Origin of the sequence: Streptomyces sp. NPDC059832 (assembly GCF_042731715.1) — a bacterium.
GTDB lineage: Bacteria > Actinomycetota > Actinomycetes > Streptomycetales > Streptomycetaceae > Streptomyces.
Genome location: NZ_JBHWIY010000017.1, coordinates 150,920 through 160,653, shown reverse-complemented (window position 1 = coordinate 160,653; position 9,734 = coordinate 150,920). Strand labels below are relative to the sequence as shown.

Below are 9,734 nucleotides of genomic sequence, written 5' to 3'. Positions count from 1 at the left end.
ACAACAAGGTGAAGGTGACCGGCACGGTCGACGTCCTCGGCCGCCCGATCTCGCGCAGCGTGCTCTCCACCGTCACCCTCGTCGACGGCCACACCGCCCGGCATGCCGCCCGGAGCGGCCGCGGCGGCCTTCTCCGGCTTGTCGGCGATGACGGCCTCGGTGGTGAGGAACAGCGCGGCGATGGACGCGGCGTTCTGCAGAGCGGAACGCGTGACCTTCGCCGGGTCGAGGATGCCCTCGGCGATCATGTCGACGTACTCGCCGGTCGCGGCGTTCAGACCGTGGCCGACGGCCAGGTTGCGCACCTTCTCGACGACGACGCCGCCCTCAAGACCACCGTTGACGGCGATCTGCTTGAGCGGGGCCTCCAGCGCCAGCTTGACGGCGTTGGCGCCGGTCGCCTCGTCACCCGAGAGCTCCAGCTTCTCGAAGACGGCCGAGGCCTGGAGCAGAGCCACGCCACCACCGGCGACGATGCCCTCCTCGACGGCGGCCTTGGCGTTGCGCACCGCGTCCTCGATGCGGTGCTTGCGCTCCTTGAGCTCGACCTCGGTCGCGGCGCCGGCCTTGATGACGGCCACGCCGCCGGCCAGCTTCGCGAGGCGCTCCTGGAGCTTCTCGCGGTCGTAGTCCGAGTCGGAGTTCTCGATCTCGGCGCGGATCTGGTTGACGCGACCCTGGACCTGGTCGCTGTCACCGGCACCGTCGACGATCGTCGTCTCGTCCTTGGTGATGACGACCTTGCGGGCGCGGCCGAGCAGGTCGAGACCGGCGTTCTCCAGCTTGAGGCCGACCTCCTCGGAGATGACGGTGCCACCGGTGAGGATGGCGATGTCGCCGAGCATGGCCTTGCGGCGGTCACCGAAGCCCGGGGCCTTGACGGCGACGGACTTGAAGGTGCCACGGATCTTGTTGACGACCAGGGTCGACAGGGCCTCGCCCTCGACGTCCTCGGCGATGATCAGCAGCGGCTTGCCGGACTGCATGACCTTCTCCAGCAGCGGAAGGAGGTCCTTCACGTTGCTGACCTTGGAGTTGACGATCAGGATGTACGGGTCGTCGAGGGACGACTCCATGCGCTCCATGTCGGTGGCGAAGTACGCCGAGATGTAGCCCTTGTCGAAGCGCATACCCTCGGTGAGCTCCAGCTCCAGACCGAAGGTCTGGGACTCCTCGACGGTGATGACGCCTTCCTTGCCGACCTTGTCCATGGCCTCGGCGATGAGCTCGCCGATCTGGGTGTCGGCGGCGGAGATGGAGGCCGTCGAAGCGATCTGCTCCTTGGTCTCCACGTCCTTGGCCTGCTCCAGGAGGGCGGCGGAGACGGCCTCGACGGCCTTCTCGATGCCCCGCTTGAGAGCCATCGGGTTGGCACCCGCGGCGACGTTGCGCAGACCCTCGCGGACGAGAGCCTGGGCGAGAACGGTGGCGGTGGTCGTACCGTCGCCGGCGACGTCGTCCGTCTTCTTGGCGACCTCCTTGACCAGCTCCGCACCGATCTTCTCGTACGGGTCCTCCAGCTCGATCTCCTTGGCGATGGAAACACCATCGTTGGTGATCGTGGGGGCGCCCCACTTCTTCTCAAGGACGACGTTGCGACCCTTGGGGCCAAGGGTGACCTTGACGGCGTCGGCGAGCTGGTTCATGCCGCGCTCGAGACCGCGCCGGGCCTCCTCGTCGAACGCGATGATCTTGGCCATGTGAAGTGGTCCTCCCGGACAGGGGTGGATTTCTCCGGACCGAGTGGCGCCCGCGACGGACGGCCTGCGTGACCGGTGGTTCCTTGCCCCACCGACCTGCGGGCCTCACCGGCCCGGTCCAAGTTCTGTCACTCTCACCTGGAGAGTGCTAACGCCAATGATTAGCACTCGACCCCCGAGAGTGCAAGCGTCCCCCTCGGGATGTGGACACCGCGCCGGGGCGCGCGGGAGGCAGACACGGGGCGCACGGGACGCACTGAGGGCCCGTACCCCCGGGGTACGGGCCCTCAGTGCGTGAGTGCAGTGCGTGAGTGGCGTCGTTGGCCGACCGCTCGAACTCAGCCGACGGCGAGCTTGACCATGTCTGCCTGCGGCCCCTTCTGGCCCTGCGAGATCTCGAATTCAACTCGCTGACCCTCTTCGAGGGTGCGGTACCCGTCCATCTGGATCGCGCTGTAGTGGACGAAAACATCCGCACCACCGTCGACCGCGATGAAGCCGTACCCCTTCTCCGCGTTGAACCACTTGACGGTGCCCTGAGCCATGCCTAACTCCCCTATTACTGGCCCTTGCGCAGGACCGCACTTCGCGGACCCGGGTCAGAACTCACCCTCCGACAGGAGAGGGTGGGTGCGCCGGAACGCGTCGACCGCGGCTGAATGTATCTGCCCAACTGCCCTCTGCAACAGGTCAATCGGACGAGAATTCTCGGCAGAACCGAACGCCCGGATATGCGGAATTCATATGAATCCTGGGCAAGTCGGGCCAGGCAAAGGCGACTTATGCCTCAAGCGGATCGCGCACTTTGGCTGCATCTTGTCGTGGCCGGGCGCATTCTCGTATGCGGGCGGCACGGGCAGCTGGGGGGACTTCCCACACTGTACCGCGCTCAACCATGCAGAATTGCCCCCTCCGTTTTCAAACACGGAGAGGGCAATTCGATTACGCGGTGCGGTCGGACGGGGCGTCAGCAGCCGCCGGCCACGGCCGGGATGATCGAGATGCCGGCGCCGTCCGGCGTGGCCGTCTCCAGACCGCCCTCGAAGCGCACGTCGTCGTCGTTGACGTACACGTTGACGAAGCGGCGCAGCTTGCCCTGGTCGTCCAGGACGCGGGCGGCGATGCCCGGGTGGTTCTGCTCCAGGGACTCGATGACCTGGGAGAGGGTCGAGCCCTCTGCCGGGACCTCGGCCTGGCCGCCCGTGTAGGTGCGGAGGATGGTGGGGATGCGGACCTTGACGCTCATGGCGGGTGCCCTTCCTGGAGTCTCGGGTGGTCAGCTGGTGGCGAGGCCGGCGGCGCGGAACGCGTCCAGGCTGGGCCGGATCGTCGCGGTCGCCTGCGAGGTGTCGGCCACCGCGTCGAGGGTCTTGAGGCCGTCACCCGTGTTGAGTACGACGGTGGTCAGCGACGGGTCGATCAGACCGGCCTCGATGAGCTTCTTCGTCACGCCGACCGTCACACCGCCCGCCGTCTCCGCGAAGATGCCCTCGGTGCGCGCCAGCAGCTTGATCGCGTCGACGACCTGTTCGTCGTCGACGTCCTCCACGGCGCCACCGGTGCGGCGGGCGATGTCCAGGACGTACGGGCCGTCGGCCGGGTTGCCGATGGCGAGGGACTTGGCGATCGTGTTCGGCTTCTGCGGCCGGACGACGTCGTGGCCGCCCTTGTACGCGACCGAGACCGGCGAGCAGCCCTCGGCCTGGGCGCCGAAGAGCTTGTACGGCTTGTCCTCGACCAGACCGAGCTTGATCAGCTCCTGGAGGCCCTTGTCGATCTTGGTGAACTGCGAGCCGGACGCGATCGGGATGACCAGCTGGTCCGGGAGCTGCCAGCCGAGCTGCTCGCAGATCTCGTACGCCAGGGTCTTGGAGCCCTCGCCGTAGTACGGACGCAGGTTGACGTTGACGAAGCCCCAGCCCTCGCCGAGCGGGTCGCCGATGAGCTCGGAGCAGAAGCGGTTGACGTCGTCGTAGTTGCCCTCGATGCCGACCAGCTCACCGCCGTACACCGCGGCCATGACGACCTTGCCCTGCTCCAGGTCGTGCGGGATGAACACGCAGGAGCGGAAGCCGGCGCGGGCGGCGGCGGCGCCGACGGCACCGGCGAGGTTGCCGGTGGAGGAGCAGGAGAGGGTGGTGAAGCCGAAGGCGCGGGCGGCCTCGATGGCCTGGGCGACGACGCGGTCCTTGAAGGAGTGCGTGGGGTTGCCGGAGTCGTCCTTGACGAACAGCTTGCCCTGCTCGACGCCGAGCTCACGGGCGAGGTTGTCGGCCTGGACGAGCTTGGTCCAGCCGGGGTTCAGGTTCGGCTTCTCGGCGACATCGGCGGGGACCGGCAGCAGCGGCGCGTAGCGCCAGATGTTGGCCGGTCCGGCCTCGATGCGCTTCTTCAGCTCTTCGGGGGAGCCGCTCGGCAGGTCGTACGCGACTTCGAGCGGCCCGAAACAGGACGCGCAGGCGAAAATGGGGCCGAGTTCGAAACGCTCGCCGCACTCGCGGCAGGAAAGGCCCGAGGCGGGACCGAGGTCGACGGCTTCGGCGTTGGCGTCAGCGTCGGCGGAAGAATCGGTGCTTACTGCAACGGTCTGCGCAGCCATGGTGGCGAGGCCCTTTCTCCTCATCTTCCTCGCGGCGCGTTTCGCCACGAGACGGAATTGGCACCTTCCCCACCTGACCTCACGGTCGGCGGGGGGGTTGCCGGGACTTCAACGGGCCGTTCCCTCAGTCCCTCTGGATGAGCGCTGTGGCACCGGATCTTCGATCCGGGCATTTATCGGCGGACGGACCCCGGCATGCGATGGTCGTCCGCGTTGTTCAAGACTGTAACCGAAGCACCGGACTGTTGAGATAGTCGTCCGAACCGCGAGATGGATCACATACAGGGAGTATCGACCGTGCTGGAAGAGGTCGAATGCTGGCTGGCCAGGCGTTCCTGGTCGGCCGCCGACCGCCCGTTGGACCGCCTCCTGGCCGCCAGGGCCACGGCCGGGGAAGCGGGCCGCGGGAGCGTCAGTGTCGTACTGCCCGCGCTGAACGAAGGGGCGACGGTCGGCGAGATCGTCGCGACGATCCGGCGCGAGCTGATGGAGAAGGTCCGGCTGGTCGACGAGCTCGTGGTGATCGATTCCGGTTCCACGGACGACACCGCGAAGGCGGCCCGGGAGGCCGGCGCCCGGGTGGTGCACCGGGACGCGATACTCCCCCGGATCCCGGCCGTGCCCGGCAAGGGCGAGGTGCTGTGGCGCTCGCTCCTGGTGACCGGCGGTGACATCGTGTGCTTCATCGACGCCGATCTGAAGGACTTCTCGGCGGACTTCGTCTCCGGCATCGTCGGCCCGCTGCTGACCGACCCGGACGTGCAGTTCGTGAAGGCGATGTACGACCGCCCCTTCGGCGACACGGCGGGGCAGGGCGGTCGCGTGACCGAGCTGGTGGCCCGTCCGCTGCTCAATCTGCACTGGCCGCAGCTGGCCGGTTTCGTCCAGCCGCTGGGCGGCGAGTACGCCGTACGCCGCTCTCTGCTCGAACGGCTGCCCTTCCCCGTCGGCTACGGCGTGGAGCTGGGCCTCCTGGTCGACGCGCTGCACACGGTGGGGCTGGACGCGCTGGCCCAGGTCGACGTGGGGGTGCGCAAGCACCGGCACCAGGACGGGCAGGCGCTCGGCCGGATGGCGGCGGCGATCTACCGGACCGCGCAACTGCGGCTGTCCCGCGGCCACCTGGTACGCCCGGCGCTCACCCAGTTCGAGCGCGGCGCGAACGGCTTCGTACCGCGCACCCATGCCGTGGACACCGAGGAGCGGCCCCCGATGTGCGAGATCGAGGAGTACGTTTCGCGCCGCGCGGCCTGACGTGGCCTGACTTCGCACGTTTGGGCGGTTCGTGATCGGGCTAGATTCCGCAACATGGTCTCCGAGCACGAAGCCCAGTCCTCCGCCCGGCTCTCCGCCCAGGTCCTCGTCGCGTCCAACCGCGGCCCGGTGTCGTACACCCTGGGCGCGGACGGATCGCTCGACGCGAAGCGGGGCGGCGGCGGGCTCGTCTCCGGACTGAGCGCCGTCGACGACAAGTTGTGGGTGTGCGCGGCGCTGGGTGACGGGGACCGGGAGGCGGTCCGGCGGGGGGTCGGTGAGTCGGGCGTACGGATGCTCGACATCGACGCGGACGTGCACGCCGACGCGTACAACGGCATCGCGAACTCGGTGCTCTGGTTCGTCCACCACATGCTGTACCAGACGCCGCTGGAGCCGGTCTTCGACGCGGAGTTCCGGCGGCAGTGGGCGTCGTTCGAGACCTACAACCGGGCCTTCGCCGAGGCGCTCGCCGAGGAGGCGGGGCAGGGCGCCGCGGTGCTGGTGCAGGACTACCACCTGGCGCTGGTGCCGGGCATGCTCCGCGAGCTCCGCCCCGACCTGCGGATCGGCCATTTCTCGCACACCCCGTGGGCACCCGTCGACTACTTCCGGCTGCTCCCCGACGACATCGCCGAGCAGCTGCTGCACGGCATCCTGGGCGCGGACCGGGCGGCGTTCCTGACCCGGCGCTGGGCGGACGCGTTCATCGGCTGCTGCACCCAGATCCTGGGCGGCACCGGGCGGACCAGGATCGGGGTGCACGGTCTCGGCGCGGACGGGGACTTCCTGCGCCGCCGGGCGCACGAGGCCGATGTGGACGAGCGGATGGCGGCGCTGCGCGAGCAGACCGGCCCCGGCCGGAGGACGATCGTACGGGTGGACCGAACGGAACTGTCCAAGAACATCGTGCGCGGCCTGTTCGCGTACCGCGCGCTCCTGGACGAGCGGCCCGAATGGCGCGGACGCGTCGTCCATGTCGCCTTCGCGTACCCCTCCCGGCAGGACCTCGCGGTGTACCGCGACTACACGGCCGAGGTGCGACGGGTCGCGGACGAGATCAACGCCGTGTACGGCACGGAGGGCTGGACGCCGGTCGTGCTGCACGTCAAGGACGACTTCGCCCGCTCTCTCGCCGCGTACCGGCTGGCCGACGTGGCGCTCGTCAACCCGATCCGGGACGGCATGAACCTGGTCGCCAAGGAGATCCCGGTCGTCTCCGACCACGGCTGCGCGCTGGTGCTGTCGCGTGAGGCGGGGGCGTACGAGGAGCTGGGCAGCGACGCGGTCGTGGTGAACCCGTACGACGTCTCGGCAACGGCGACGGCGCTGCACGAGGCGCTGACGATGGCGGAGGACGAACGGGCCGCGCGCACGGAACGCCTGGCCGCGGCGGCGGTCGCGCTGCCGCCGCAGCAGTGGTTCCTGGACCAGTTGGACGCGCTGCGGCGGGAGTGAGCCGCCCGGGGTGTCAGATCCGCCGGGCCAGCCCGGCCAGGAAGGCGACGACGTCGCCCGGTCCGGCCAGCAGCAGGTCGGCCCGCTCGGCCAGTTCGGGCACCTCCGCGCTGCCGCTGCAGACCAGCAGTCCGGGGATGCCGTCGGGGCCCTCGGTACGGAGCTTCTCCACCGCGGCGTAGGCGGCGAGGTCGCCGAGGTCGTCGCCCGCGTACAGCACGGACTCGGCGTCCGTCTCCCGTACGTACTGGGCGAGCGCCACGCCCTTGTCCATGCCCGGCGGGCGCAGCTCCAGGACCAGCCGGCCCGGCTCGACGATCAGTCCGTGCCGGGCGGCGAGCTCGCCGAGCGGGCCGGTCAGCGCCTCGAACGCGGCCTGCGGATCGGCGGCCCGGCGGGTGTGGACGGCAATCGCCCGGCCCTTCTCCTCGATCCAGGTGCCGTGCCACGAGCCGGCCCGGTCCAGCACGCCCGGGAGCTCGGCGCGGACCGCGGCGATGCCGGGGTGCGGGGCGGGGGCATGGACGGTGCCGGACACGGCGTCCCAGCGCTCGGCGCCGTAGTGGCCGAGGACCACGAGGTGGTCCAGGCCGGGCACTCCGGCGAAGCCGCCGTGCCGGACCGCGACGCCGGCCGGGCGGCCGGTGATCACGGCGATGGAGGCCACCTTCGGGGCGAGCGCCGCAAGGGCCGCGACGGCGTCGGGGTGGGCGCGGGCCTGCTCCGGGTCCGGGACGATGTCGGCGAGGGTGCCGTCGAAATCGAGCGCGATGACGGCGCGGTCGGGGCGGGCGAGGATCGCGGCGAGGGCCTCTCGGCCGGCCGGGGTGGTGGGAGTCGGGAGCGCGGACGGGGTTTCGCTCGGTGTGGGTGCTTCGGGGTTGCTGCCCATGGAGGGAGCCTATAGCGGCGGGCCCGGAGCCGGCTCGCCCGCGGCGTGACGGGCGAGGAGCAGCCGGCCGCCACGCGCGCATGAGGCATCGAACGGACGAACGGTCCCGACCTGGCGTGTGGTGCCCATGGGGTGCGGACAGCGATCAGGGCGACCAGTTCCCCCACCTCGATCGGGAGCGGCCCTGATGCGCAGGTCTCTTGTCCTTTCCACGGTACTGGCGGCTCTCCTCGCGGGTGCCTCCCTCTCCCCCGCCCCGGCTCAGGCCCGGCCGGCCGGCCGGGCCTGAAGCCCGGCACGCGGCGGACGCCGGCCTCTTCTACACCAACGGCGACCACGTCCACGTCTCCAGTACGCCCCCGGCGACGGCGTCCGGACACGGCTGGTGGGTGCGGGTGAAGGGAGGGAAGCCCGGCGAGAAGGCCAAGGTCACCATCTGGCTCCAGGCGAAGGACCGGCACGGCAAGTGGAAGTCCGTGGCCAGTGGGTCGAAGAAGGTGAAGCCGACCAAGGGCAAGGCGAGCAGCACCCATCGGGCCAACGCCCGTAAGACCTGCGAGGGCCGGAAGAAGACGCAGTGGCGGAGCCTGATCGACGTGGACGTCATCGGCGAGGCCGGCTCCCCGGAGAAGGCCGTCACTGCCACGATGACCTTCAACTGCGGCGCGGGTGTGTAGGGAGAGGCAATGGGTGATGCGGTGCGGGATGCGACCCTGCTCATGGGCGTGCACGGAGTCCTCACCCGGCATCCCTGGCTCACACCGCCCGAGGACGGCTCGGAGTCCGGCGTACCCGAGGACACCTCGGATTCTGATTCCGACGTGGCCGAGGACGCCTCGGAGGCCGAAGACGTCGACGTCTTCGGCCTGGCGGTGAACCGGGCCGAGGCCTACGGGTGGAGCAGCACCCTGCTGGGCGCCGGCATGGAGCTCGGCGGAAGCCGGTGGGGGCACAACGACGCGGGGGAGGACTGGACGCAGGACGGGCGTGTCCGGGAGATCGGCTGGCTCCAGGTGGACGTGTCCTCCCGCCTGAACCGGCAGCGACTGCCCGTGCTGCCGGTGGCGACGGTCCTCGGCGATGTGCTGCGGCAGGTGGGCGACGTCCGGGTCACCGGAGTACACACCGTGGCACCGGTGCATCTGGCGCCGGATCCCGCCGCGGCTCTGCTGTACGCCGCGCATTGGTACGAGCTGGCCGATCCGGGCGCGGCCAGGGACATCACCGTCACCGTGTCGGGCCGCGAGGCGGGGCTGCCGGGCCGGGGCGGGCGCGTCCGCGACGAGGCGCTGGCGTGCGCCTACGGCCGGATGGCCGTCGAGCCGGAGAGCACCGCCGTGAACCTCCCGGGTCTGTCCCGGTCGCCGACCGGGAAGGTGCAGACCGAAGGGATGCGCCGGGCCCTGGCCTTCCGCTGCCGGGTGCCGGTGTGGTCCCTGGACGCGGCGGCCTGGACCACGGAGGTCTTCGTCGAGGCGCTCCGTGCCACCGGCACCGCGGAGCCCGTCCTGATCACCGTCTCCTGCTGAGCGGGCGCCGGTCCCAGCACCGCGCCGCCCCGTACTTCGCCCTCAGCGGCGTTCGCGTCTCGCGTCCCTCACCCGGCGCAGGCGGTTGACCGTCACCGGGTCCTCCGCCAGTGCGCGGCGGTCGTCGAGCAGGGCGTTCAGGAGCTGGTAGTAGCGGGTGGGCGAGATGCCCAGCTGTTCGCGGATCGCCCGCTCCTTCGCCCCGGGGCCGGACCACGACTGCCGTTCGACGGCGAGCACGGCACGGTCCCTGTCGGAGAGGCCGTCCGGGTCGTCGGGGCCGTTCGTGGGGGCGGTCATAT

The 9,734-nt window shown here is 70.3% G+C and carries 10 protein-coding genes and 1 riboswitch; of the genes, 4 read left to right on the top strand and 6 right to left on the bottom strand.

Features of this window, described 5'->3' with window-relative positions:
• From groL to thrC, 4 genes are all read right to left on the bottom strand, one after another.
• The coding region (gene groL / locus ACFV8T_RS27795; protein WP_385332522.1) for a chaperonin GroEL at window positions 1-1,700 on the bottom strand (1,700 nt) is incomplete at its 3' end.
• A gap of 338 nt (window positions 1,701-2,038) precedes the next feature.
• Entirely contained in the window at window positions 2,039-2,245 is a 207-nt protein-coding gene (locus ACFV8T_RS27790) for a cold-shock protein (RefSeq protein WP_003967346.1), read from the bottom strand.
• Between the two features lie 422 nt (window positions 2,246-2,667).
• Window positions 2,668-2,946, bottom strand: a complete 279-nt coding sequence (locus tag ACFV8T_RS27785; protein WP_072487929.1) for a MoaD/ThiS family protein — start codon at window positions 2,944-2,946, stop codon at window positions 2,668-2,670.
• Window positions 2,947-2,976: 30 nt separating this feature from the next.
• Window positions 2,977-4,299 (bottom strand): threonine synthase, encoded by a 1,323-nt coding sequence (gene thrC / locus ACFV8T_RS27780; protein WP_385332519.1) that lies wholly within the window; start codon window positions 4,297-4,299, stop codon window positions 2,977-2,979.
• A 17-nt stretch (window positions 4,300-4,316) separates the two neighbouring features.
• A riboswitch (SAM riboswitch) is annotated at window positions 4,317-4,443 on the bottom strand.
• Between the two features lie 153 nt (window positions 4,444-4,596).
• On the opposite strand from thrC, the gene ACFV8T_RS27775 reads away from it, so the two are divergent.
• Complete coding sequence (locus ACFV8T_RS27775) at window positions 4,597-5,553, top strand: glucosyl-3-phosphoglycerate synthase (RefSeq protein ID WP_385332536.1); 957 nt, start codon at window positions 4,597-4,599, stop codon at window positions 5,551-5,553.
• 54 nt (window positions 5,554-5,607) lie between these two features.
• Window positions 5,608-7,011 carry a trehalose-6-phosphate synthase gene (locus ACFV8T_RS27770; protein ID WP_385332517.1) on the top strand — a complete coding sequence of 468 codons (1,404 nt, stop codon included), beginning with the start codon at window positions 5,608-5,610 and terminating at the stop codon, window positions 7,009-7,011.
• Between the two features lie 13 nt (window positions 7,012-7,024).
• Here the strand turns inward: ACFV8T_RS27770 and otsB are convergent, their stop codons facing one another.
• A complete protein-coding gene (gene otsB / locus ACFV8T_RS27765) occupies window positions 7,025-7,903 on the bottom strand; it encodes a trehalose-phosphatase (RefSeq protein WP_385332514.1) in 879 nt (292 codons plus the stop codon).
• Window positions 7,904-8,103: 200 nt separating this feature from the next.
• Between otsB and ACFV8T_RS27760 the strand changes: the two genes are divergently transcribed.
• Together ACFV8T_RS27760 and ACFV8T_RS27755 are read left to right on the top strand one after the other, a co-directional pair.
• Window positions 8,104-8,580: a hypothetical protein gene (locus ACFV8T_RS27760; RefSeq protein WP_385332511.1), complete on the top strand. Its 477-nt coding sequence runs from the start codon at window positions 8,104-8,106 to the stop codon at window positions 8,578-8,580.
• A gap of 9 nt (window positions 8,581-8,589) precedes the next feature.
• The gene (locus ACFV8T_RS27755) at window positions 8,590-9,432 is read left to right on the top strand and encodes a hypothetical protein (RefSeq protein ID WP_385332508.1); all 843 of its coding nucleotides are present in this window, start codon (window positions 8,590-8,592) and stop codon (window positions 9,430-9,432) included.
• 42 nt (window positions 9,433-9,474) lie between these two features.
• Here the strand turns inward: ACFV8T_RS27755 and ACFV8T_RS27750 are convergent, their stop codons facing one another.
• Window positions 9,475-9,732 carry a DUF3263 domain-containing protein gene (locus ACFV8T_RS27750; RefSeq protein ID WP_385332505.1) on the bottom strand — a complete coding sequence of 86 codons (258 nt, stop codon included), beginning with the start codon at window positions 9,730-9,732 and terminating at the stop codon, window positions 9,475-9,477.
• Between the last annotated feature and the right edge of the window lie 2 nt (window positions 9,733-9,734).

What these genes read in the sequence shown, in the direction of transcription:
- ACFV8T_RS27790 (WP_003967346.1), bottom strand. Translation starts at nt 2,245, where the DNA reads ATGGCTCAGGGCACCGTCAAGTGGTTCAACGCGGAGAAGGGGTACGGC.
- ACFV8T_RS27785 (WP_072487929.1), bottom strand. Translation starts at nt 2,946, where the DNA reads ATGAGCGTCAAGGTCCGCATCCCCACCATCCTCCGCACCTACACGGGC.
- thrC (WP_385332519.1), bottom strand. Translation starts at nt 4,299, where the DNA reads ATGGCTGCGCAGACCGTTGCAGTAAGCACCGATTCTTCCGCCGACGCT.
- ACFV8T_RS27770 (WP_385332517.1), top strand. Translation starts at nt 5,608, where the DNA reads ATGGTCTCCGAGCACGAAGCCCAGTCCTCCGCCCGGCTCTCCGCCCAG.
- otsB (WP_385332514.1), bottom strand. Translation starts at nt 7,903, where the DNA reads ATGGGCAGCAACCCCGAAGCACCCACACCGAGCGAAACCCCGTCCGCG.
- ACFV8T_RS27755 (WP_385332508.1), top strand. Translation starts at nt 8,590, where the DNA reads ATGGGTGATGCGGTGCGGGATGCGACCCTGCTCATGGGCGTGCACGGA.
- ACFV8T_RS27750 (WP_385332505.1), bottom strand. Translation starts at nt 9,732, where the DNA reads ATGACCGCCCCCACGAACGGCCCCGACGACCCGGACGGCCTCTCCGAC.